This window comes from Brevundimonas sp. GCM10030266 (genome assembly GCF_042666595.1).
In the GTDB taxonomy this organism is placed as follows: domain Bacteria; phylum Pseudomonadota; class Alphaproteobacteria; order Caulobacterales; family Caulobacteraceae; genus Brevundimonas.
The window spans coordinates 89145-111629 of the sequence record NZ_JBHTCY010000003.1 but is presented as its reverse complement, the minus strand read 5'-3'; the positions used below and the strand labels follow the sequence as shown (position 1 = coordinate 111629).

Sequence of the window (22485 nt, the reverse complement as noted above, 5' to 3'; positions counted from 1 at the left end):
GTCCCCCGATCCTTCGGCGTCTGACGACCATGTCCGCGGTCTCCTTCAGCACGACGGAATCGCCGGCGCCTCGACCCCGGGCCAGGGCGCGGCTCCGGGGCGGTCGTGCCTTGGCCTATGCGCTGGCGGCGGCGGGCCATGCGGGGCTTCTGGTGCTGATCAGCCTTCAGGTCGCGCCACCGTCTGACGGCGGGGCGGCGCCAGTCGTCAACCTGACGATGGAGCCGTCGCCGCGCTTCGATTCCGAGACTCCGCCGGCCGCCGCCTCCACCGCGGATCAGGCGGCTCAGACCAGGGCCGTCCCGCAGCCGGTCGCCGCGCCCCTGCGCCTGCGCGAGACGACCTCGACCCTGCCGTCCGAGATCATCGTGCCCCGGCCGGTCCAGTTGGCCAGCCCGACTCCGCGTGTTCAGGATGCGCGTGAAGCCGGAGACCAACAGGGCGTGGCGCGCAGCACCGAGGGACAGGGTTCCGGCGTCGCCTCGACCCAGAGCTCCATCGCCGGCGCCACGCAGGGCGGCGGGGGGCGAACGCTCGGCGCCGCGGCCGCCGCCGATACGGATGTCTATTTCGCCAGGGTTCTGGCCTGGATCGAGCGGCACAAACGCCATCCGGGCGACGCGCAGGGCGTGGTCACCGTCAGCTTCCGGGTGGATCGCCGGGGGCGGGTCAGCGGCCTTCGTCTGGTGCGCTCCAGCGGCGTGCGCGCCCTGGACCGTGCGGCGCTGGACCAGATCACCTCGACCCAGCCCTTCCCGCGTCCCGACGCCGGCGCGCAATGGGCGACGCGCGAGTTCACGGTCAATATCGACTACCGCACCCGCCGGGCCGGCTAGAGGGTCTCGAGGAAGGCGACGAGGTCGTCGATCTCTTCATTGGTGAGGTCCAGCGGCTCCAGCATCGGGTCCGTCTTCGGGAACAGGGGATCGTTCTCCTGTCCGGCCTGCGGACGCGGATGGGCCCCGCCCGCGTTATAAAAGCGGACGATGCCCTCCATGATCGGGAACAGGCCATTGTGCATCCACGGGCCGGTGCGCGAAACGCTGAGCAGGCTGGGCGTGCGGAAAGCGCCGACGTCGGCGGCCTGGCCGGTCACCTCATAGCGCCCCAGATCTTCACGCTCGCGGCCATAGAAGGTCAGGCCCAGATTGTGGAACCGGCCGTCGCTGAACACAGGGCCGCTGTGGCAGCTGGCGCAGGACGCCTTGGTGCGGAACAGGTGCAGGCCGCGCAACTGCTGATCACTCAGGGCCCGCCGCTCGCCGCCGATGAACCGGCGCCAGCGGCCCTGCCCGGGACGCAGGTTGCGCTGGAAGGCCGCCAGCGCCTTGGCGATCCGGTCGATGGTCACCGCCTCGTCGCCGAAGGCTTTGCGGAAGTCCTCGGCATAGGCGGGATCGGCGGCGATGCGCGCCTCGATCTCGGGCAGGGCGCCGGCCATCTCCAGCGGATCGACAATGGGGTGCAGGCTCTGCGCCTCCAGCGTATCGGCCCGCCCGTCCCAGAATAGGATTGGCATCCAGGCCGAGGCGGCCACCGACGGCGAGTTGCGTCGTCCGCGCTGGCGGTCATGGCCGAAGGAGGTGCGCAGGCCGTCGGCGAAGGCCATCTCCTGCGCGTGACAGGAGGCGCAGGCGATCTGACCCGAGGCGGACAGGCGCGGATCGTCGAACAGCCGCTGGCCCAGCGCCGCCTTCTCGCGTGTAGTCGGATTGTCCGCCGGGGCGGGCGCCGGGGGCAGGGCGCCCAGCTCATTGAAGACTGCGCCCGCTCTCAGCAGCGGCGCGGGCCAGGTCTCGGGCGCGCCCGCATAGGCCGTCCGCAGCTCTTCCGTCGTGGGGTTTTCCGACAGGATGACGCGAACCGGCGCATCCCCGTCCTCGGCCCGTACGCCGTCAAACGCCCAAGCCCCGGCGATCGCGCAGATCGCCAGGGTCAGGGCCGTCGGGAAGGCGTGTCGGAAGACGTGTCTCAATAGCGGAATTTCACCGAGATCCAGGCGTTGCGCCCCAGCTGGTAGGGTTGGGTGGTCGACTCGTAGTCCTGATCGAGGACGGTGTTGAACACATTGTTGATCCGGGCGTCCACGCTGACCGTGCCGTAGGGCGTGCGGGCGACTTCCGCCTCGAGGCCCAGGTTCACATCGACGGAGTCGGCGAACTGCACCTTGTCGAAGACGTCGTAGTTGGTCCCGCCCACATTGATGTTCGCGCCGGTGTCCGCGACCACCTCGATGCCTTCACGATAGCGGGCGTTGACGTTGGTGCGGATCCGGCCGTCCAGCCAGCGCGCGCTCCAGTCGGCGTTCAGGATGAACGGCGAGGAGTAGTCCTCGATCTGGTTGTCCGACAGGGCGTACAGCATGTCGACGACCTGGCCCTGGTAGTAGACCATCACGCCCGACAGCTCGACGTCGTCGGCCACGTCGAACAGACCGATGTTGCTCGCGTCGGTGTGCGAGAAATTGGTGCTCAGGCTGATGCTGTGGTCGTCGCCGATCGGGCGCGTGTATTCCAGCGACAGCCCCTTGTAGCTGCGCTCGCCGTCATTGGTGCCGTAGTAGACGCTCCGGGTCGCGGTCGTGCCGGTTTCCTTGTCGTAGATCTCGGTGAAACGGACCGACCGGGAGATCTGGTCACGACCTTCGCGGATGATGCCCTTGACCCGGTACTGACCGCCGATCCACGCCATCGGCCCGGTGACGGCCAGGGTCGCCTCGTCCGTATAGGGGGTGTCGAGGCCCAGGCCCGAGTAGCGGTTGCTGTCGGTGTGGTTGGTCAGCACCCAGTTGTCGCTCCAGCGACGCTCGGTTCCGACGATGGTCGGCGTACGGGTGTAGTTGCGCGTGACGCCCGCGCCTTCGCGCAGGGCGTAGCCGACGAAGGCGCGGTTGTAGTAGCGGCCCACCGCGCCGGTGACGTTGATCCCGGCCCAGGGCAGGTCGCGCGACACCGACAGGCGCGGCGCGATGTTGTGGTTGTCCAGGAAGGTCTCGTGATCGTAGCGCAGACCGGCGCGGACATCGAAGCCGGCCAGGGCGAACGCATACTCTCCCCACAGCGCATAGGACCCGATGTCGGCGTTGGCGTCGAAGGCGCCGTAGCGGAGCTGGGTCGTCAGGGCGTAGGCGCCGTTGCGGCAGGCCAGGCTTTCGCCGGTGGTGCAGACGGTGTTGACGTTGATGTTGGTCGTCAGGTGCGAGATCAGCTCCTGCGGGCGCGCGCGGTGGGCGTCGACGTGCGAGATGGCGAAGCCGCCGGACAGGACGCCGATGCCGAACGGCTGTTCCCAGTCGCCGTCCAGGGTGATCACCTGCTGGTCCTGATGGAAGTCGCCCGCCGCGCCGATGGTGCAGGACGTGCCCAGCGAGCAGCCCGTCATCCCCGGCGCCGAGCTGGAGATGTTGTAGGTGCCCCAGGGGGCTTCGCGGTCGTTGTTGGTGTCGCTGTAGCTGAGATCCAGGCTCCAGATCGCATTGCCGCGCGTGCCGTCCAGCCCGATGCGGGTGGTCAGGCCGCCGCCGTTCGAGACGATCTGGTTGTCATAGGCCGTATTGGTCTGACGCGCTTCGCTCTCATACGGGGAGTAGTTGATCTGGCCGGTCAGCTGGATGGCGTCCGTGAGATCATACTCGCCCTTCAGCAGGTAGTTTTCGGACTTGCTGCGTTGGCCTCAGGAACCCCAGGTCGCGTAGTTGTTGCCCGGGAAGTTGGTGACCGTGGCGTTGGTCTGGTTGTAGCCGGCGAGCAGACGCAGGCGCTCGTTCACGGGCAGGTCGACGTTGAAGCCGAAACGCTCCTTCTCGAACTCGGGCGAGGCCGGCGGGTTGGCGCCGAAGCCTTCGCGGGCGATGTCCGACATGCGGTACTCGGCCATGCCGTCGCTGGTCAGGCCGTAATAGCTCTGGAAGCCGAAGGTGCGGGCCGGGGCGCGTGTGGTGATCTGGACGACGCCGCCCTGGAAGTCGCCGTAGCGGGCCGAGATGTTGGAATCCAGCACCTTCACCTCGCCGATCAGGCTGGTGTCGACCCAGTGGGTCTGGGCCGAGGCCGCGGCCACGCCCGTGCCGGTGAAGTCGCCCGGATTGGCGTCGTCATCGTAGCCGTAGTTGTTCACGCCCACGCCGTCGATGATGAACAGGTTGTCGTTCACCGAACCGCCCGAGATCGACAGGGCTTCCGGGCGCAGGTCCTGCAGGGTTTCGCGGGTGGCGTTGCCCGCCGAGTTGCTGAACTGCGCGGTCGGCAGGATGCGCAGGATGCTGTTCACATCGCCCGATCCCGGGGCGCGGTCCTGGATCGCTTCGAAGTTCAGGGTGGTGGTTCCGGACTCGCTGCCCGAGCCATAGACCAGCGCGGCGGGCGGCGGGTTGGTGCGGTCATCCACGACCACCGTCGGAACGGCCTGGGTCACCGGCTCGACGGCCTGCGCCGCGGCGACGCCTGCCTGGGCCATCAGGGCGACTGCCGCCACTGACGAAAGAAGATGACGCATGGCCATGGAACTGCACCCCTTGATCAGAAGGCGCGTGGGTTAACTCCGATCACATGAATCTGCAACTCATTATCAGTAACGACGTTTCGCGCGCGGCTGCGAGGGCTCGCAAGGGGGCGAGCAGCGGTCTCGGTGGGGCGGGGGGGGGCAGCCTCGGCCCGGCGGTTCCAAAGGGGGTGATGGATGGCCGCCGGGCCTCAGCGCACGAAGCGCGGGTCTCTCGAGACAGGAGAGCGGAGACCCGTGTTGGTCGGACGGCTTGTGTGTCGCAGGTCGCCGCCCGTTTGAATTTCATACGGGAAACCAACGGCCTTGAGAGCCTTAACTTTAGTTATAGAGCCTGGGCTGGTCAGAGCGTCCAGCTGAACGCCAGGGACATCGACGGGCCGGCCTGACCCAGCTGAAGCAGCCGGTCGCGGCCGCCCTCACGCGCCTGATCGATGGTGTCGGTCAGATTGGAGCCGGTCAGGACGACCCGCATCCGGTCGGTCAGGGCCCAACTGGCCTGGGCGTCCAGATAGCCGGCCGGGGCGACGATGAAGCTGGACACGCCGCCGCCCTGCATGTCCGCCTCCGACCGGAAGGCGGAGCGCCAGGACCAGGACAGGTTCACCGCCAGCCGGTCCCGTTCGTAGAAGGGGCTGACCGACCAGGACAGGTCCGAGACGCCAAGCAGGGGCTCCCTCGATCCCTTGATGCGGCTGTCGGTCCAGGTCGCGCTGGCCCAGACGCCGAAGCCGCCGCCGAACCGGCGATGCAGCCCCACCTCCAGCCCGTCCACCATAGCGCGGCCGACATTGCGGGGTCGGGACATCATCACTTCGGCCTGCACCGGCGGCCCCGCCCGGGTCTCGAAGGTCAACAGCTCGGGCGCCGCGCGCATCTGGACGAAGTCGTCGATGGTCTTATGGAACGCCGCCACGCTCAGGGCGCCCCGTGGCAGGGTCAGCTCCCACGACAGATCCAGATTGGTGGCGATGTAGGGCGTCAGTTCCGGGTTGCCGCCCACCCCGCTGAAGATGATGCCGGGAGTGGGACTGTCGATCTCGGCCTGGCCCCGGTCATAGATGGCCGACACCAGCACGCTGGCGGGCACGGTGGCCGAGCGCAGATCGGCCAGCGACGGGCGGGTGATCGAGCGCGAGGCGGCGAGGCGCAACAGGCTGTGCTCACCCAGATCGATCGTCAGATTGGCGCTGGGCAGCCAGACGCTGTGCGAACCCGCCGCGGTCACCGGACGCACCTCGGCCAGCCCGCCCGCCATGCCCAGGATGGAGCCGTCCACCTCGGTCCGGGTCTCCACAAGACGCAGCCCGACATGGCCCGACACCGGCCAGCGCAGGTCCGACCCGTCCATGTCCAGCCTCACATAGGCCGCCGCCACCCGTTCCCGCACGGCATAGGAGTTCTGCAGGTCCGTGCCGGTCGGCTGCACATCGCCGGGCCGGAAGACAATGTCGTCGCGCTCGCCCGGCAGGAAGAAGATCTCGCGCACCCGATCAAAGTCCACCCTGGCCCAGGGCGTCGAGCGCTGGACAATCAGGTCGCTGAACACGTCCGACGGCGTCCGGCTGTCGTAGGCGTCCGGCGACAGGGCGGCGCCGGGCCGAAGCGTCGCCTGACGATCGCGGCGCTGGTAGTCGCGGCTGCGGTCGCTGAACTGGCCGCCGATCCGCAAGGCCGCAAGCCGCACCGGACCCAGCGACAGATCCAGCGGGCGACGCGCGTGCAGCACCGCGGTCAGGTCGTCGTCCCGCGACTCCACCGCCCGCACGGCCAGTTTGGGCGGCAGCAGCAGGGTCGGATCGGTCAGGTCCAGATCGGTGGTCAGGCGCAACACCCGCCGCTGATCCGCCGCCTCGCCCAGATCGAAGGCATAGCGCACCCCCACCGGCGTCTGGGCCGAGATCCGCTCCAGCGGCGTGTCCAGCACGGAGCGCGCCACCGACACGCTGATCCGGGGCTCGAGCCGCCAGTCGCCGAACCGGGCGCGCGCGCCCGCCGACACCGCCAGATTGAGGTGGGCCTGATCGGAAATCTCGGTGTTGTTGTCGATCCGTCCGCCGGTGACCTCGCCGCCCGTGACCACCCCGTTGCGGACCAGGACGCTGGAGCCGGGCTGGGTCAGGCGCTCACCGAAGCCATAGACCAGCCGGTCCTCGCGGATGGCGTTGTCGAACGTCGACGCCAGTGCATCCACGTCCAGCAGGAGGTCCGGCGACACCCGCCAGTCCGCGCCGAGGAAGGCGCTGCGCCGTCGCCGGTCCTCCCGCTCGACGGTGGTGCGCACGTCGCTGGGGGCGATGACGGTGGTCCCGCCGATCTCCACCTCGCCATAGCGCTGGATCTGGAAGCGGTCGTAGCGGACCGAGCGCTCCTCCTGCGAGACGCCCGCCACGACGCCCAGATTTCCATCCGACGACACGGCCCGTCCGGCCATCGACAACTCGGCGCCAGGGCGTCCGGTCCGGGCCTCGATCTCGCCGCCCCCGCGCAGGGTCAGGAAGGGGGCGTCGTCCAGACCGCCCACGGTTTCTATATCGATGTTGGAGCCGATGCCGCCGTCGATCATGTCGGGCGTGGCGCTCTTGGACAGGGTCGCCCCCGCCAGCAGGTCCGGCGACAGGGCGCGGAATCGGAACTGCCGCCCGCTCTGGGTCGAGTTGCGGATGTTCTCATTGAACGCCACCGGGGCGCCGTTCAGGGTCACCGACTGGAACAGGGGGCCCAGGCCGCGGACGCTGACGAACTGGCCCTCGCCGACCTCGCGCTCGACCGCCACGCCCGGCGCGCGCTGCAGGGCCTCGGCCAGGTTGGCGGCGGGAAGGTCGCCGATCCGCCCGGCGGTGACCACGTCCGAGATGATGTCCGCATCCCGCTTGCGCGCCAGCGCCTCGTCGATCTGGTCCGACAGCCGTCCCACCACGATGACCGGCGACAGTTCGGTGGGCTCTTCAGGCGGCGGGGGAGGGGACGGCGCCGCGCGCGTCACAGGCCGGGCCTCGACCCAGACCCGCACCCCGCGTTCCCCAATGAAGCGTCGACGCAGGGGCGTGCCCTGCAGCATCCGGTCCAGCGCCTGCCGCCAGGTCATTCGCCCGCGCACCGCCTGTGTCCGCACCGCCGGGCCGGAACTGCGCACGAAGGCCAGGTCGCAGTCGGCGGCGGCGCAGAGCTGCAGAAGGGCGGCCGAGGCGTCCTGGGCAGGAATGTCGAAGCTCTGAAGCGGCGCGGTCTGGGCCTGCGCCGGGCTGACCATCAGCGTCAGCGCCGCCACCACGCAGGGTACGCCCGGCGCGACGAAGGCCGACAACGGTCGGGCGGGCGGGTGCAAGCTTCGGAAGCCCTGTCAGGTGGCGATGCGACGAGGCCGTGTCCTTATCGTGTCGGCGTGACAGGTCTGCGATGCCCCTAGTCGGCGCGGATCAGGGCGCGGCCGTCGGCCGTCTGCCGGACGCTGACCGGCAGCAGGGCGTCGACCCGTTCGATCAGGGGGGCGTCCCCCTCCAGCGGCAGGATGGCGGTCACCCGCAGGTCGCCCGATCCGGCGTCCGTCAGCACCAGGGGACGTTCAGAGTAGCGCGACAGGGCGGCCACCACCTCGGACAGCGGCGCGTCCTGGAAGATCAGGCGGCGCTTGCGCCAGGCGGTGGCGGTGTCGAGATCGGCGCGCGCCTTGCGCACGACCGGCGCGCCGGGGCGATAGCGGGCCTCGTCACCGGGCGTCAGGGCCAGGCCGGTCGTCAGGGCGTCCGGGCGGGCCGCGTCGCGATCCGCGATCACCACCCGGCCTTCCAGCAACGAGACCACGGCCCCGTCCGCTTCCAGCGTCGTCACGAAGCGGGTGCCGGTGACGATGACGTTGCGGTCCTGCAGGCTGACCTGGAACGGATGCTCCGCGTCGTGCGCCACCTCGAAATAGGCCGCGCCGCGCTCCAGCGTCACCCGCCGCACATCGTCCGACAGGGCGACCCGGATGGCCGATCCGGCGTCCAGCGTCACCTTCGATCCATCGGCCAGCACCACATCGCTGATCTGGCCGGGCGCGCTTTCGTAGAGGCGGCTGCGCTCGGGCATCAGGCCCAGGGCCATGACCCCGCCGACGACGGCGGCTGTGACCAGTCCGCCCGCCAGCACGTACCGGCGCGAGGCGGCGGGCTTGCGCTGACGCCGGCGGAGCCGGGCCAGCTCGGTTTCGAACACCGCATGCAGCGGCTCCAGCGCGGCGCGCTGCATCTTGGCCGTCTCATAGCGATCCAGATTGTCCGGGTCGGTGTCGAGCCAGTCCAGGAAGCGGGCCTGGTCGCGCGGGCTCACCTCCGGCCGGCCCATGCGGGCCAGCCAGTCCTCGGCCGTTTCCGGCCGACGGGTGAACAGGGCGGTCAGGCGGTCGATCATGGACGGGCGAAACTCTCTCGTGACGGCATGCCGCGCCTCGCGATGAAGGCGGCCTCAGAACACACAACGACGGCGACGACCAACACCTCAGTCCTCCGTCGATTTCTTCAGTTGGCGGAGCGCTTCGGCGATGTATTTCTCGACCATGCTGACCGAGACGCCCAGCTTCTGGGCGATCTGGCGATAGGTCTGGCTTTCGAAGCGGTTCAACAGGAAGGCCTCGCGCGTGCGGGGCGGCAGGGCGCGGATCACCGCGGCGGCGGCGGCCAGGTTCTGGCGCCCGATCAGCCGCTCGTCGGCCCGGCGCTCCTCGCTGGCCAGCGCGCGGGGGCCGGCGTCCAGATCGTGGATATCCTCGGCGATGTGGCGGCGGGAATCCCGTCCGGCGGCCTTCCATCGGTCGTTGCGAATGTTGCGGGCGATGACGAACAGCAGGGGGCGGGCGTCGGGGGCGGTCAGGTCGTGCCCGGCCCGATGGAAGCGGACGAAGGCCTCCTGCACCACGTCCTCGGCGTCGCCGGTCGCCTCTCCCTTGCGCTGCAGATAGGCGATGATGTCGCGGCGCAGGCCGGTGACGGCCTCTGCCTGTCGCGCGTCGTCCCGCGTCGGACGCGCGAAGACGCCCCCTCCACCGGAGGGGGCGTCCGCACGGGCTGTGGTCCCGGGGATCAGGAGACAGCCCGTGTGCTGGTGCAGGCGTGGCGCAAGGTCAGAAGTCCATGCGCATGCCGAAGCTGACCCGACGGCCCGACATCTCGTCCATCACCGGGAAGGACGGATCCATGGTGTAGCCCGAGGTCCGCTCGTCCGTGAGGTTGATGGCCTCCAGGTTCAGCTGGATGTTGTCCGTCAGGTTGTAGCTGACCGAGACGTCCGTCTGGCCGTAGGCGTCGCGGGTGATCGGGTACATTTCGTAGCCGATGCCTTCGACGTAGGCGTCCTTGTAGTTGTAGGACGCGCGGGCCTGGAAGCGGTCGTTCTCGTAGAACAGGGTGACGTTGTAGGTGTTGTCGGCCAGACCGATCGGCGGGGTCGGAACGCCGATGGTCGACGAGCCGGTCAGCGAGCTGTCCAGCATCGTGTAGTTGGCGTTGATCCCGAAGCCTTCCAGCGGCTCCCAGAACATGCCGAACGGAACAACGGCGACCAGTTCGACGCCGCTGACGTCGTACGAACCCGGCTCGTTGATCGGGCTGTAGACGTCGAAGTCGTAGACGCCGTTCACGGTGCCGTTGGCGTTGTAGACGGTGACGTCCTCGACCGTGCCGGTCAGGGCCTGGCGCACCACGCCCTCGATGGTCTTCGAGAAGTAGGACACGGCCAGCAGGCCGCCCTCGGGCAGGTATTTCTCCAGACCCAGTTCCCACTGCTTGGCGTAGGTCGGCTTCAGGTTGGGATTGCCGTCCGTGAAGCGGAAGGAGCTCCAGCTGGCGGTGCGCTTGTAGGCCAGGTTGGTCAGCGACGGACGGATCAGGGTCTCCGAGGCCGCGCCGCGGAAGACGATGCTGTCGGTCAGTTCGGCGGTGAAGTTCAGGCTCGGCAGGAACTTGTCATAACCACCGTCGCTCGACACCGGCTCCGGGGTGAAGGTGGTGCCGCCGGTCGGGGTCTGGATCTGGTGATAGCCCGACGAGGTGACCGAGGTGTCGACGTAACGGACGCCGGTGTTGACGCTGACCGGCACGGAACCGATGTCGAAGTCCAGATTGGCCATGGCGTAGCCGGCCAGAACCTCCTCCGAGACCTCATAGTATTCGCCCGGGTTGAACGGGGTCGAGAAGCCGGCGTAGCGGAAGGTGCGACGGGCGTAGTCGTTCGACACCTGGCTCCAGTTCAGGTCGCGAATGGTGTAGCCGCCGCCCGGAGCCAGCTCGCTGCTGGGGGTCAGCACGCTGTCCGACAGGCGACGGGTGTTCAGCCAGGCCGTGCTGCCCGCCGTCGGTCCCTGGATGTTCAGCGTGCCGTACTGACGCTCGGTGCTCCTGTCGGTGTAGCGCAGGCCCATCTGGACGCTGGTCAGGGCCGGGAAGGCCTCCAGCGCGAAATGCTGGGTGAAGTCGAGCTGGCCGGCGTACTTGTCGTCGGTGATGTGCTCCAGCGAGGTCTCGTAGGCCTCGAACAGATAGCTGTCGAACGAGCTGTACATGTCGAAGCCGCCCGAGGTGGCGCTCGGGATGGTCTCGCCGCCGTTGGCCGTCCAGCGGGTGCGCGACGGGGCATAGGCCACGTGCTTCAGGTTCGACGAGTCCAGCGTCTTCTCGGCGCCCGAATAGCCGATCATGGCGCTCAGCTCCCAGCTGTCGCCGCTCCAGTCCAGTGTGCCGGCGAACTGGGAGTAATCGGTCTCGTTGATGCGCTCCTTGCTCAGCATCTCGTGCTGGGTGGCGGTGTAGGAGACGTCGCGCAGCACCACGATGCCGTAGTCGGCCAGGGTGGTGTCGTCATACTCGTGGATGGTCTCCAGCGTGCTGCGGCTGGACGCCGAATAGGCGGCGGCGTCGTACTCGTCCTCGGTCGTCTCATAGCCGCCGACCATGGCGTCGAAAGTCAGGCTGAGGTTGGACGACGGACGGTATTGCAGCGACAGGGTGCCGCCCCACTGGTCCTGCTCGGTCATGTACATCCGGTCACCCACCTTGTCCTGGAAGATGATGCGGTTGGTGATGGCGGTGTTGTTGCGGTCCGCGACCGGAATGATGATGCCGGCGTCACGCTCCAGAACGGCCAGCGCCTGCGTTCCGCGCGCGCCGGTGGAGGTGGCGAGGAAGCGCGACATCGGACGGAAGTTGATGCCCGAGTTGGAGTCGGTGCGGTTCGAGCGCTGGGCGGTCGAGAAGGAGACCAGCGCGCCGAAATTGCCCCAGGTGTCGCTGGCCAGGAAGGAAACCTTCGGGTCGATCTCATCCGAGATCGAGTTGTGCGAGCCCTCGACCGAGGCGACCAGCTGGCGGTCGCGATAGTCGAACGGGCGGGCGGTCGAGATGTCGACGGTGCCGGCGATGCCGCCTTCCTCATCCGAGGCGCGGGGCGACTTCTGGACGACGACCTGCTGGATGATCTCCGAGGCGAAGATGTTCAGCTCGACCTCGCGGCCGCCGCTGCCCGACGCCGTGGCCAGGTTGTTGATGCTGACGAAGGTGAAGTCGGCGGGCAGGCCGCGAACGCTGACCCGGCTGCCCAGACCGCGGTTGCGCTCGATGGTCACGCCGGGGATGCGCTGCAGCGCCTCGGCCAGGTTCTGTTCCGGGAAGTTGGCGACGTCGGTGGCGACGATGGCGTCCGAGAAGCCGACGTTGTCGCGCTTGATGTCGATCGCCTGCTCAAGGCTGCGCTGGTAGCTGCCGCCGGTGACGATGACCTCGTCCAGCGTGGCGGCCTCTTCCTGCGGCGCGGCGGCGGTCTGGGCCGAGGCGGCGCCGGCGCTCATCAGGCTGATCGCGGCGGCGCCGCCCATCAGCAGGGCCATGCGGCCGGTGCGGGCCTGGCCGCGATAAAGGGTCGATCCGGTCACTTCGAAATCTCCGCTGGGTCGCTGTTTGACGTCGGCGGCCGCCGTCGGATCAGTCCGTCCGGCATGCGCCCCCGTGGCCCTCAACGACCCCGCGAAGGGAGCCCTCAATGTGTGACAGCAGGTTTCATTCAAACTTCACGGCGGTGTCGCGTTCGGCCGCCGGGCGGGCCCGGGCGAGGGCCGCCTGCACCTCGGCGCGGGCCGCTTCCATGTCGCGCTGGAAGGCGTCTGAGCGCTGCTCGGCCCCATAGATGATCGTGCCCGACAGGATGCCCGCCTCGGCCGCGCTGTAGCTGTGCGAGCCGCAGATGTAGCGGCTCTCGGCGAACTCCCGGCCCCGGGCGTAGAGGATATCCGCCCGTTGCGGCGCCAGCTCCGCCAGGATCATCGCCACATGCATCCCGTGCGCCGAATGGCCGGACGGATAGTCGGGGTTGCCGGCCAGATGGTCGGTCTTCGCCTCGCAGATCGGCAGGTCCGTGCCGATGTAGGGACGCTGCGTGCCCCAGTGATCCTTGGCCACGCCGACGACGGAGCGGTCATTGCCCGACCGCGCCAGAAGGGCGGACAGGATCGGCGCCTCGGCCTCGGTCAGCTCGACGCCCAAGGCGCCGGCGAAATGGTGGAACATGGTTCCGCGCACGTCGTCGATGGCCAGGGTCCAGCGCGCCGTGCCTTCCAGCGCCCGGGTTTCGCGGAAAATCTCGGCATTGGCGCGGTCGCGCGGCGAGCCCGGCTCCGGCGGCGGCGCCAAGGCCACCGTCAGGTCCGGCCGGTCCTCCCGCGCCAGATAGCCGCGCTCCGGCGCGCCGGCGGTCATCTCGATCATCAGCTCGTCGCAGCGCGCCGCCGCCCGCACCGGATTGCAGGCCGCCGCCGTGCCGCCGGTCAGCCGCACCTCATAGGTCGGGAAGCGCGGGTCGGCCCACATGTAGTCGGTGGAGATGTACTGGGCGCCGCTGAACAGGGCGGCGCTGCGGCGGGTGACGTCCCCGGCGCGGGCCTCCGCGGTGTCGGCGTCGGCGCGGGTGCGGACCACGAAGCCCGCCTCCACCGCGGCCCGGATGCGCGCCTGCTCGGCCACCGGATCGTTCAGGGTCAGATAGGCGGCGGCGGGAGACGCCTCGTCCGTGTTCACGAACATCGCCCGGCCTTCCAGCGAAACCCGGTCTCCGCGATAGCTGGCGACCTTCTCCGGACCTTCATCCAGTGCGAAGAAGACCTTGCCGCGCGCCTCGCCCAGCGTCGGCCATCCGCCGGCCAGCACGCCCTCGCGCAGGGTCCGGTGCGATCCGCGCACCTGATCCGGCGTGATCAGCCCATCGTCGCCGAAGACCGACCGGATCTCGGCGTCCAGCGCGTCCCAGGCGGCCGCATCGAAGTCCAGCAGCGCGGTCCCGCCGGGCATCGAGGGGCGACCAGTCTTGGCGTTCAGCATGATCAGGATCGGCGCATGCTCCGGATGGGCGCGCGACCAGTCGCGCACCTCCGTCAGGCACTCCACGAAGGTCAGGCACGAGCTGCGGAAGTCGACGTCCGGCATGTGCAGAACCTTGAAGCCCGGCCGCGACATGGCCTCCGTGAAGGCCGGGCTGAGCGCGGCGCCGCCGCCCAGCGCCGTGCGAGGGCGGGCGAAACGACCACCCTGCGGGTCATGCAGCACGTCGATTTCCAGCTGCCGCGCGCCCGCGTCCAGTTGCAGGTTCAGGGCGCGGTGGCCGTAGTCCAGTCCGATGGCGGCGGGGTTGGCGGCGGTCATCGCCGACAGTTCGTTGCCCGGGATCGCCAGCTTGTAGCTGTTGTGCGTGCCGACCGCCTGCAGGTCGTTCAGTCGGAGCGAATGATCCATCCAGGCGGTCGCGCAAGCGTCGCCGCCCGCCGCGCGCACATCGGCGGCGCCGGGGATGCAGGTCGGATCCGAAGCGCCCGTCATCAGGACGGCCAAGAGGGTGAACATCGTGCGCTCCTTCAACTTCGATGGCGGCCCTCCTAGCCACGCTCCGTGAAGGATCAATGTCGCTCTAGCGGGCCACCCTCAGCGTCACCCCGACCGTTCGCGGCCGCAGGGGCGTCGTCGCCAGCGCCTCTGGCAACCTGAACGGATCACCGAACGAGAAGGTGTTGGCGGCGGTGTTGAACGGGTTTTCGACAAAGGCCGTCACGGCCCAGCGGTCGGACTGCAGGCCCGTCGATATCCGCCCGGTGACATAGTCGCCCATCCGGTATCGACGCTCGGCGTCGAAGGTCAGACGAGAGTCCCCGACATAGTTCACACTGCCTTCGACGATGCCCTCCAGCCCCCAGCCGACCGGCCCTCGCCAGACGGCGTTCACATTGGCCGAGACCGACGGCACGCCGGGCAGACCCGCATCGCCGCGCGAGTTGAAGCTGGGACTGGGGCGGGTGATGCGCGGGTCCGCCAGCAGGGCGTTGGCGCGGATCTCCAGCCCCGGCGTCGGCTTCCAGTTGGTCTCGATCTCGATGCCCTGATTGGCCCCGTCGCCGACATTGACCGCATAGGCCAGGCCGCTGGGCAGGAACTGGTCGCTCTGGATGTCGCGCCAGTCGGTGAAGAAGGCCGCGACGCGGGCCTGGACCCGTCCGTCGTGAAGCAGGGCCTTGGTCCCGATCTCATAGTTCCACAGCGTGTCTCCGTCGTACTCGCGCGTGGGATTGCGCGGTCCGCCGGCGAAGGTCTGGGACAGCGGGCCGGCGGTGTTGAAGCCCCCGATCCGGTGCCCCTGGCTGATCAGGGCATAGACGCTGATCTGCTCGCTGGCCTGATAGTCGAGGCCCAGACGCGGCGAGAAGCCCGTGACCCGGTTCCGACCGTCGAAGCGTCGGTCGTTCGCCTCCTGCCGCACATCGGAGCGGGCCTCATAGTCGAACACGTAAAGGCGGCCGCCGCCCGTCAGTCGAAGGTCGGGCGTCAGCTGCCAGGAGGCCTCGCCGAACAGGGCGACCTCCTCGAGCTGATCCGCCCTCTGCTCCGCATAGGGTGTCCAGACGACGGGCCAGAGGGCATGCACCTCGGTGTCGGACCGCGTGTCGCTCATCGACATGAACCCGCCCAGCAGCCAGTCAAACCCGTCCACAGGGCGCGAACGGAACGAGACCTCTCCGACCAGCAGGTCGATGCCCTTCGTCTCGTCCAGCGCCCCGATGCGACCGTTCGAGCCGAACTGGCGCAGGGCGGTCGAGGCGTCGTAGCGGCTGCGGAAGTCGTGATCGACCCAGGCCAGGGAGGCGTCGAACCGTCCCCAGCCGCCGCGTCCGCGCAGGTTCACCGCCGCCTGCCGGAAGTCATTGGCGTGCGGCTCACGCACCAGATTGGCCCGTCTCAGTCCGCCCAGGGTGCGATAGACATAGTGGGTGTCCTCGGTATCGATCGACTGGCGTACGCCGCTGATATTCAGCGTCCAGTCCGGGGCCAGTTGAAGGGACGCCGCCAGCCGCCCGCCGCGTCGCGACGAGGCGTTCACCCGGCGCAGGCTCAGGCTCACATCGTCGATATAGCCGTCCAGCGTCTCCTCGTAGATCACCGCGCGCACCGCGCCGACACCCTCCGGCAGGGGCAGGTTCAGCACGGCGGAATAGTCGCTGTTGCCGCCGCCGCCCTCGGTGGCCGAGCGGGTGGCGGATACCTCCAGCGCGGGGGCCAGCGGATGGGGCCGCCGGGTGACGATCCGCACCACGCCGCCGATGGGGCCGGTGCCGTACAGGGCGCCCTGTGGTCCCCGCAGGATTTCCACCCGGTCGATGTCCACCAGCTTCAGGTCCGGGTCCGGCGCGCTGTAGGTGATGGGCGCCTGGTTCAGGTACAGCCCCACCGTCGACTGGGTCTGGCCGGTGAAGGCGCCGTCGGACATGCCGCGCAGCAGGATCTTGTTCCGGCCCGAGCCCAGATTGGTCACGGTCATGCCCGCGACCAGCGCGCTGAGGCCATGGGCGTCGATCGCGCCGGCGGTGTCGATCTGCTCCCCCGACAGGGCGGTGACGGGCAGGGCGGCGCTCAGCGGCGAGTCCGGACGCCGTTCGGCGGTCACGATCACATCGCTGAGCTCGGAGGCCGCATCGAGATCGGCTGCAGCAGGCGGCGGAGCCGACGGAGGCGAGGAGGGCGGTCGTCCGGGCGGGGCAGGCGCGGGAGCCGGTTCGGCCCGGCGGATGATGACCGCGCCGCTACGGGTGATCGTCGCCCGGCACCCGCTGCCTGCCAGCAGCCGGTCCAGCGCCTGCTCCAGCGTCATGGCGCCCGTCAGGCCATGGGTCGCGCCGCGACAGGCGGACAGGTCGCCGCCCAGCGAAAACCGCCCCTGCAGCGCCAGATCAAACAGCGCCCCTTCAAGGCGTTGCGGCGGAATGTGAAGGTTCAGGCGCTGGTCCGGGCGCGCCTCGGCCGGCGCGGTGGCCAGCAGCGCCGTCGCGCTCGCGAACAGGCCCAGGCTGATCGGCCCGTGGCGTCCCCGTTTTCGGATCGTCGAAAGTTCAGCGCCCGTCACGCCCGGTCAAATCCACCCTGTCGGGGGATCGGGAGACCTGGACCGGAGCCAGTTCGCGCAACTGTTCCAGCATGATCGCCTCGTCGCCCACCCGCAGGACTCCGGTGAACCGGATCTCCCGCGCCGATGCGGCGACATTAACCGGTTTGCCGAAGTAACGCGACAGATCGTCGCCCACCTGCGCGAGCGAGGCGTCGCGATAGAGAAGGACGCCGTTGCGCCAGGCCGAAGCGTCGGCGGGATCGACCCGGCTGCGGACCGCCGGCGCGTTTCCGACCTGCTCGACCCTCTGACCGGCGGTCAGTCGCAGCGGCGCCTGACCCTCGGCGGGGGTGACGGCGACGACGCCCCGCTCGACGCTGACCGAGAACCGGTCCTCGTGGCTGATCACATTGAAGGCGGTGCCCAGCACCTGCACGCTGTGGCGGTCGGCGGTGATCACGAACGGCCTTTGGACATCGTGCGCAACGTCGAAGGCGGCCTCGCCGTCGGCCAGCGTCACCTCGCGCCGCCCCGGCTTCAGCCGGACACTCAGGTCCGAATGCCGGTTCATGTGGATGGTCGAGCCGTCCGCCAGCTGCACCGTCCGCGGCGCGTCACCGGTGGTGTAGGTCACCGTTTCGCCGGCCGTGAACATCGGCCAGACGCCGACGGCCAGAGCGACCGCCGCGGCGATCCCGACCGCCGGGTAAAGCCAGTTCAGCCTCCGGGCGGGGCGCTTGACGGGGAAGTCCTCATTGGCCGGCAGGATCGATGCGGGAACCTCGTCCAGTTCGACCCACAGCTGTTCGACGCGGTCATAGGCCAGCCGATGGGCGTCATCCGCCTCCAGCCAGTCCTGGAACGCCAGCCACTCCGCCTCGGACGCATCGGCGCCGTTCAGGCGGACGAACCACCCTTGCGCCTGTTCGTCGATGTCGGGGTGAAGGGTCATCTGTCCGTTTGCCGATCCGGAGCCGTTCCGAACGGCCCTCTGAGGTGAGACGTCGCCGCGTCGGCGCCACCTCCAGTTAAAGTCGAAAAGTCTGAAATTCCGGCGCGCATCAGGGCGGGGTCCGTGCGGCCAGAAGCTTCAGGGCCTCCATCATGTGCTTCTCGACGGAGCTTTTCGAGATCTCCAGCCGGGCGGCCACCTCGGCATAGCTTAACCCGTCAAACTTGTGCATCCGGAATATGGCTGCAGTCTTGCGGGGCAGGGTTTCCAGCGCGGCGACCAGCGCCGCCAGCCGCTCGCGGCCGGCCACGACGGCCTCGGCGCTCGGCGCGTCGTCGATGTCCTCGGTCAGGCCCGCGACCTGGGTCGTGTCGCGCCATGCGCCGTCCCGCGCCGCGGTTCTCAGGCTGGAGCGCCGCCGGTCCATCAGCAGGTTGGACGCCAGCTTGTAGAGAAAGGCCCGCGGGTCGCGCACCTCGGTCTCCGGATCGACCCTGGACGCCTTCAGATACAGGTCCTGCAGCAGATCCTCGACATCGGCCGACCCGCCCAGACGCGCGCGCAGGAACCGCGCCAGCGCATCTCGCTGCTCGAAATAGGCGTCGGTCAGGGAAGGCGTCGGCGGCGCAGTCAACTCCGTGCGGCCCTCCCGACCCCGCGATCCCGGATGCGCCGGGCCTCCTGCCTCCCCCGAAGCAGGTCCGTCCGTCATGCCGCGCAGATTCTTTTGAGGCAAGCGCCCGAGGGCGCCGTCTTACCCGAAGAGAGCGTGCAGTCCCCCACATGCGCGCGACCTCACGCCCGGCTCCGGTTCCTGATCGGGGTCGGGCGGTCTGCATCAGGAGGGTAGTGCGATGAAGGCTTCGGCATTCGGATCGGCCTGTTCGGGCGAGCGACCGCTCGCTGCGCGGATCGCGCATGTTTGACCTCTGGCGCTCGGGCTTCGTTCGCAAGCCGCTTTCCCACATTCTCGAACCGGGCGGCCTGAAGGCGGCGGACATCGTCTGGCTGCCGGAAGGGCAGCGCTCGTTCCAGTACTCCGCCGATCCGTTCGGCATCGAGCGGGACGGCGTGCTGACGGTCTTCGTCGAGGCCTTCGACTACCGCGTCCGGCGCGGCGAGATCCATTACGTCCAGTACGACGCCGACAATGCCGTGATCGGGCAGGGCGTGGCCCTCGCCGAGGCCTTCCACCTGTCCTACCCCAGCCTGATCGAGGACGGCGGCGAACTCTATATGCTGCCGGAAGGCTACAAGAGCGGCGGTCTCACCCTGTATCGCTGCGTCCGCTTCCCCGACCAGTGGGAGCCGGCGCATCGTCTGATGGACGTCCCCGCCATCGACGCCACCGTGGTCCGCTCCGGCGGGCGCTGGTGGATGTTCTACGCCCTGCCGGGCGACCAGGACCGCGCCATGCGCGAACTTCACATCGCCTGGGCCGACAGCCTGACCGGCCCCTGGACGCCCCATGCCGGCAACCCGGTGCGCGCCTGCCCCAGGGGCTCGCGTCCGGGCGGTTCGGCCTTTGAACAGGACGGCGTCCTGCACCTGCCGGTTCAGGACTGCGCCGAGGGCTACGGCCGACGCGTTCGTCTGCTGCGCATCGATGAACTGACCCCCGACCGCTTCGCCGCCACCGAGGTGCGCCGGTTCGAACCGGACGGCGTTCTGGACGGTTATACGGACGGGCTGCACACCCTGTCGGGCTTTGGAAACATCACCTGCGTCGACGTGAAAAGCCTGACGCATTCGCCGTTTGAGGGTCGGATCAAGGCACAGTACAAGCTGCGGCGCCTGTTCGGGTTGAACGGCCCGAGCAGGAGCTCCGCCAGAAATGAAGATCGCCGTCGTCATGCCTCGGGGCAGTTTGATGGAGCGGGGGCGCACCAACTCCATGGAGACGGTCGCCGCGGTCCTGAACGCGCGCAGCCGCTACAGAGACGACATTCGAATCATCTGTGACGCCGGTGCGTTGGATCCGGCCCTGCCGGGGCTCGTGACCGTGCCCGCCGGTCTGGGCAAGAACGCCCGCACCCGCGCGGTCGCCGCCCTGTTGCGCGACTTCGGCCCGGATATCGTCGAGTACCATCAGCAACTGGGCCCCGCCGCCGAGCTGGCCAGCGGGCTGCCCGGTCCGATCCACGTCCTGTATCGCCACACCCGCATCAAGCCGCCGGGCAATCCGTTCGAGCGCTTCCGCTACCGCGCGCGCCTGCGGGCGTTCGACCATCTGCTGTTCGTCAGCGAGGCCGCCACCGAGGAGTTTCGCGCTGACTACCCCCGCTTCGGCGGTTCGGTCTCGGCGGTCTGCAATCCCATCGACGTCGAGGACTGGCGGGGTGACGTCGAGGATCGCGATCCGCTGATCCTGTTCGTCGGCCGGGCCATGCAGGAGAAGGGGCTGGACGCCTTCTGCGCGGCGCTGGCCACGGTGCTGGATCGTCATCCCGACTGGCGCGGCGCCCTGATGCTGGGCGACTGGGAGAAGCACGAGGCCTGGGCCGCGCCTCATGTCCGGGCGCTGGACCGTTTCGGCGATCGCGTTCAGGTGCACCGCTCGGCCCCCATCGCCAAGGTCATCGAACTGACCCGCCGCGCCGCCATCGCCGTCACCCCCTCGCGGGTGGCCGAGGCGCTGGGGCTGACCGCGCTGGAGGCCCATGCCGGGGGCGCGGCCCTGGTGTCGTCCGGCCGCGGCGGCCTGCGCGAGGCCAGCGGCGACCATGCGCTCTACGTCGATCCGCCCGAGGCGCCCGGTCTGGCCGAGGCCATGCTGCGGCTGGTCGAGGATCCCGCCCTTCGCCTGTCGATGGCCCGCGCGGGCCAGGCGCACGTCATCGCCATCCACAGCCCCGTCGTCCGGACCGGCCAACTGGACGATCTTCGCGCACGACTGCTGGACCAACGCAGCGTCGGCTCTGTCTCTGGCCAACCGACCCGCTCCCCCGCATGATCGGCCGGTCGCCGGTTTCACCCATGTTTGATCGAGGCACGCCATGGGCGGACGCACCTTTCTGACCAACCTCTTCTTCGGCAAGGAAGCCGCCGCCCGGCGGGCTGTGGCGAAGACGAAGTCGATCCGCGACCTGCCGGACCGCAAGCTGCTGGCCGAGGCCTACATCCCGGCCTTCGCGGCGGATGGCGGGCGCATCCTGTGGGTCGGCTGCCGCGCCTATACCGCCACCGACTACGCCGCCCTGGAGACGCAGGGCGCCGAGGTCTGGACCACGGACATCGACCCGGCCGCCGCGCGCTGGGGCCGAGAGGGCCGTCACCGCACCGGCGACCTGTGCGAGATCGATCAGGTCTTCCCCGACCTCACCTTCGATGCTGTGATCTGCAATGGCGTTCTCGGTTTCGGCGTCGATGAGGTCGAGGCCCAGCGCCGCGCCTTCGCCGCCATGGCCGCCATCCTGCGCCCCGGCGGGCGGCTGCTGCTGGGCTGGAACAACGACAAGATCGCCGATCCTGTCGCCGCCGGCCTGCCTGACGAGTGGTTCGTCGCCGCCGACCACGCGGGCCAGCCCGCCCGCGTCCGCTTCGACGCCGTCACCCACGTCTATGACAGCCTGATCCGCCGCTAGGCCGGTCGCGCCGTCGACTTGCGGGGGATCAGGGTCGGCGCCGCTCGCGAGATCGGATCGCCATGCGTGTCCGGCCCCTCGATCAGCAGCTCCAGCGCCCTTGCCGCCACCTGATCGAACGGGATGCGGACGGTGGTCAGCGGCGTCGGCAGGTGGCTGACGATCGGGATGTCATTGTAGCCGACCACGGACACCTCGCCCGGTACGTTCAGTCCGGCCTGGGTCAGGGCCGACACCGCGCCGATGGCGGTGTTGTCATTGACGGCGAAGATGGCGGTCGGCCGCTCCGACAGGGCGATCAGCTGGCGCGCGGCCCGGTGTCCGCCCTCCAGGCCGAAGGTCGAGGGCACGACCCATTCGGGCCGGACCTCGATCCCGGCCTCGGCCATCGCCTGCCGATAGCCCTCGACGCGGCCGACGGCGTTCGAGGCGTCCGCCGGTCCGGCGATCAGGCCGATCCGCCTGTGCCCCAGGTCGATCAGATGTCGGGTCGCCAGAAAGCCTCCCAGCCGGTCGTCGCCGACGGAGGAGGGGTGAATGTCATCCGTCCGCAGGGCCAGCACGAAGCGCACGCCGTGGGCCGCCAGCCGCTCGGCGAAGCCGTCGCCGATTCGCGCCGTCGCCAGCACCAGACCGTCCACGCCCCGGGCCAGCAGCATGTCCACGGCCCGCTGGTTTGCGGCCGGATCATCGTCCGTGGTGGCCACGATGGTGAAGCGTTGATGCCGTCCGGCCGCCTTCGCCAGGGCCTCATAGAGCATGGCCATGACAGTGTCGGTCAGGCGCGGCACGATGACGCCGATCATCCCGGTCGAGCCCCGGCGCAGATTGGCCGCCGACACGTCGCGGACATAGCCCAGCTCGGCCGCAACCCGCCGCACCAGCTGCGCCGTCTCGCTGTTCGAGGGACGGGCGCGCTCGTCCAGGAAGCGGGAGACGCTGCTCTTCGACACGCCGGTCGCCCGCGCGATGTCGAGGATGGTCACGCGACCGTTGTCCCCCCTGGTGTCCGTCATCGTTCGCCCGGCGCTCCCTGCGCGACATCTCGACGCCGGGCTTGAC

The 22485-nt window shown here is 69.3% G+C and carries 16 protein-coding genes; 4 read left to right on the top strand and 12 right to left on the bottom strand.

What is annotated here, in order from left to right; all coding sequences use genetic code 11:
* Positions 1 to 110 precede the first annotated feature (110 nt).
* Entirely contained in the window at positions 111 to 836 is a 726-nt protein-coding gene (locus ACFQQC_RS10305; RefSeq protein ID WP_376862307.1) for an energy transducer TonB, read from the top strand.
* Here ACFQQC_RS10305 and ACFQQC_RS10300 read toward each other — a convergent pair.
* From ACFQQC_RS10300 to ACFQQC_RS10250, 11 genes are all read right to left on the bottom strand, one after another.
* Entirely contained in the window at positions 833 to 1975 is a 1143-nt protein-coding gene (locus ACFQQC_RS10300; RefSeq protein WP_376862306.1) for a cytochrome-c peroxidase, read from the bottom strand. The genes ACFQQC_RS10305 and ACFQQC_RS10300 overlap by 4 nt on opposite strands.
* On the bottom strand, positions 1972 to 3381 hold the full coding sequence (locus ACFQQC_RS10295; RefSeq protein WP_376862305.1) for a hypothetical protein: 1410 nt from the start codon (positions 3379 to 3381) through the stop codon (positions 1972 to 1974). Before ACFQQC_RS10295 ends, ACFQQC_RS10300 begins: the two co-directional genes overlap by 4 nt.
* A gap of 291 nt (positions 3382 to 3672) precedes the next feature.
* A complete protein-coding gene (locus ACFQQC_RS10290; RefSeq protein ID WP_376862304.1) occupies positions 3673 to 4494 on the bottom strand; it encodes a hypothetical protein in 822 nt (273 codons plus the stop codon).
* Between the two features lie 349 nt (positions 4495 to 4843).
* The gene (locus ACFQQC_RS10285) at positions 4844 to 7828 is read right to left on the bottom strand and encodes a TonB-dependent receptor (RefSeq protein ID WP_376862303.1); all 2985 of its coding nucleotides are present in this window, start codon (positions 7826 to 7828) and stop codon (positions 4844 to 4846) included.
* 77 nt (positions 7829 to 7905) lie between these two features.
* Positions 7906 to 8892: a FecR family protein gene (locus tag ACFQQC_RS10280; RefSeq protein ID WP_376862302.1), complete on the bottom strand. Its 987-nt coding sequence runs from the start codon at positions 8890 to 8892 to the stop codon at positions 7906 to 7908.
* A gap of 87 nt (positions 8893 to 8979) precedes the next feature.
* Positions 8980 to 9459 (bottom strand): RNA polymerase sigma factor, encoded by a 480-nt coding sequence (locus tag ACFQQC_RS10275; RefSeq protein WP_376862674.1) that lies wholly within the window; start codon positions 9457 to 9459, stop codon positions 8980 to 8982.
* A gap of 142 nt (positions 9460 to 9601) precedes the next feature.
* Positions 9602 to 12403: a TonB-dependent receptor gene (locus ACFQQC_RS10270; protein ID WP_376862301.1), complete on the bottom strand. Its 2802-nt coding sequence runs from the start codon at positions 12401 to 12403 to the stop codon at positions 9602 to 9604.
* 124 nt (positions 12404 to 12527) lie between these two features.
* A complete protein-coding gene (locus ACFQQC_RS10265) occupies positions 12528 to 14360 on the bottom strand; it encodes a Ca2+-dependent phosphoinositide-specific phospholipase C (RefSeq protein WP_376862300.1) in 1833 nt (610 codons plus the stop codon).
* A gap of 64 nt (positions 14361 to 14424) precedes the next feature.
* Positions 14425 to 16905 carry a TonB-dependent receptor domain-containing protein gene (locus ACFQQC_RS10260; protein WP_376862299.1) on the bottom strand — a complete coding sequence of 827 codons (2481 nt, stop codon included), beginning with the start codon at positions 16903 to 16905 and terminating at the stop codon, positions 14425 to 14427.
* Entirely contained in the window at positions 16892 to 17839 is a 948-nt protein-coding gene (locus ACFQQC_RS10255) for a FecR family protein (protein ID WP_376862298.1), read from the bottom strand. Before ACFQQC_RS10255 ends, ACFQQC_RS10260 begins: the two co-directional genes overlap by 14 nt.
* Before the next feature lie 109 nt (positions 17840 to 17948).
* Positions 17949 to 18473, bottom strand: a complete 525-nt coding sequence (locus tag ACFQQC_RS10250; RefSeq protein ID WP_376862297.1) for an RNA polymerase sigma factor — start codon at positions 18471 to 18473, stop codon at positions 17949 to 17951.
* A gap of 284 nt (positions 18474 to 18757) precedes the next feature.
* Between ACFQQC_RS10250 and ACFQQC_RS10245 the strand changes: the two genes are divergently transcribed.
* The 3 genes from ACFQQC_RS10245 to ACFQQC_RS10235 are packed head-to-tail and all read left to right on the top strand — an operon-like array spanning position 18758 to position 21423.
* Positions 18758 to 19801 (top strand): hypothetical protein, encoded by a 1044-nt coding sequence (locus ACFQQC_RS10245; RefSeq protein ID WP_376862296.1) that lies wholly within the window; start codon positions 18758 to 18760, stop codon positions 19799 to 19801.
* On the top strand, positions 19692 to 20792 hold the full coding sequence (locus tag ACFQQC_RS10240) for a glycosyltransferase family 4 protein (protein ID WP_376862673.1): 1101 nt from the start codon (positions 19692 to 19694) through the stop codon (positions 20790 to 20792). The genes ACFQQC_RS10245 and ACFQQC_RS10240 overlap by 110 nt, the downstream gene beginning before the upstream one ends.
* A 43-nt stretch (positions 20793 to 20835) precedes the next feature.
* Positions 20836 to 21423, top strand: a complete 588-nt coding sequence (locus ACFQQC_RS10235; protein ID WP_376862295.1) for a class I SAM-dependent methyltransferase — start codon at positions 20836 to 20838, stop codon at positions 21421 to 21423.
* Here ACFQQC_RS10235 and ACFQQC_RS10230 read toward each other — a convergent pair.
* Positions 21420 to 22439, bottom strand: coding sequence for a LacI family DNA-binding transcriptional regulator (locus ACFQQC_RS10230; RefSeq protein ID WP_376862294.1), 1020 nt, complete (start codon positions 22437 to 22439; stop codon positions 21420 to 21422). The two genes, ACFQQC_RS10235 and ACFQQC_RS10230, sit on opposite strands and share 4 nt — an antisense overlap.
* Between the last annotated feature and the right edge of the window lie 46 nt (positions 22440 to 22485).

What these genes read in the sequence shown, in the direction of transcription:
- ACFQQC_RS10235 (WP_376862295.1), top strand. Translation starts at nt 20,836, where the DNA reads ATGGGCGGACGCACCTTTCTGACCAACCTCTTCTTCGGCAAGGAAGCC.
- ACFQQC_RS10230 (WP_376862294.1), bottom strand. Translation starts at nt 22,439, where the DNA reads ATGACGGACACCAGGGGGGACAACGGTCGCGTGACCATCCTCGACATC.
- ACFQQC_RS10290 (WP_376862304.1), bottom strand. Translation starts at nt 4,494, where the DNA reads ATGCGTCATCTTCTTTCGTCAGTGGCGGCAGTCGCCCTGATGGCCCAG.
- ACFQQC_RS10245 (WP_376862296.1), top strand. Translation starts at nt 18,758, where the DNA reads ATGTTTGACCTCTGGCGCTCGGGCTTCGTTCGCAAGCCGCTTTCCCAC.
- ACFQQC_RS10295 (WP_376862305.1), bottom strand. Translation starts at nt 3,381, where the DNA reads ATGACGGGCTGCTCGCTGGGCACGTCCTGCACCATCGGCGCGGCGGGC.
- ACFQQC_RS10240 (WP_376862673.1), top strand. Translation starts at nt 19,692, where the DNA reads ATGCCTCGGGGCAGTTTGATGGAGCGGGGGCGCACCAACTCCATGGAG.
- ACFQQC_RS10265 (WP_376862300.1), bottom strand. Translation starts at nt 14,360, where the DNA reads ATGTTCACCCTCTTGGCCGTCCTGATGACGGGCGCTTCGGATCCGACC.
- ACFQQC_RS10255 (WP_376862298.1), bottom strand. Translation starts at nt 17,839, where the DNA reads ATGACCCTTCACCCCGACATCGACGAACAGGCGCAAGGGTGGTTCGTC.
- ACFQQC_RS10280 (WP_376862302.1), bottom strand. Translation starts at nt 8,892, where the DNA reads ATGATCGACCGCCTGACCGCCCTGTTCACCCGTCGGCCGGAAACGGCC.